Origin of the sequence: Kluyvera sp. Awk 3, from assembly GCF_028069715.1 — a bacterium.
Lineage (GTDB): Bacteria > Pseudomonadota > Gammaproteobacteria > Enterobacterales > Enterobacteriaceae > Kluyvera > Kluyvera georgiana_A.
In genome coordinates, this window is sequence record NZ_JANEWH010000307.1 from 1 (window position 1) to 739 (window position 739).

Annotated in this window: 1 protein-coding gene; it reads right to left on the minus strand. The window is 45.1% G+C overall.

What is annotated here, in order from left to right; translation table 11 throughout:
• Nucleotides 1-216 precede the first annotated feature (216 nt).
• Nucleotides 217-711: an Lrp/AsnC family transcriptional regulator gene (locus NNN71_RS24800; RefSeq protein WP_267453886.1), complete on the minus strand. Its 495-nt coding sequence runs from the start codon at nucleotides 709-711 to the stop codon at nucleotides 217-219.
• Nucleotides 712-739: the final 28 nt, after the last annotated feature.

The following is a 739-nucleotide window of genomic DNA, read 5'->3' on the forward strand; positions in this document are numbered from 1 at the left end:
ATATTTTTGACTGAATTGTGCGTTTTGACTGATGCTTTCAGGACAAGTCGTAGGCTTGTCGTTTGCACCTGGACTGTTTGTGGGCCCGTTTCAGAGTTCTCTGTCAGGAAGGGGCTCATTAAGTCGATAAGGCCAATTATTACATCAATATTTCCCTGTAAGGAGAGAATCCATTGATGCTTTTACTGGTTAATCGCAGGATGATAATACCTGGTATTAGTACTTTTTTTTCAGATGTCGGGTAGGCAGTACGGTTGTATATTTCACCTGATTCAGCGCGAAGCTGGAACGAATACTCGCGACGCCTTCAATTTGTGTCAAACATTCCATAATCAGCACCTGGTATTTTTGTAAATCTTCCACCACTACCCTTAGCAGGAAGTCTGCTTCTCCGGTCATCAGGTAGCACTCCATGATTTCCTCGCGATCGCTTATCGCTTCAGTAAACTTTTGCAGTGAAGTTTTATCCTGCTGGCGCAGGGAGACATGCACGAACACATTGACCGCTAACCCCAACTTCAGAGGATCCACCAGCATGACCGAGCCCCTGATAACATGATTCTCTTTCATCTCTGCCACACGACGCCAGCAGGGGGATACTGACAGGCCGACTTTTTCAGCCAGTTCCGTGTTACTGATATCCGCGTTATGTTGCAGGATATCGAGAATGCGTAGGCTAACTTCATCAAGTTGAACAGGATTAGTGGACATAATTTTCCTAAAATAATAGGTACGTGGA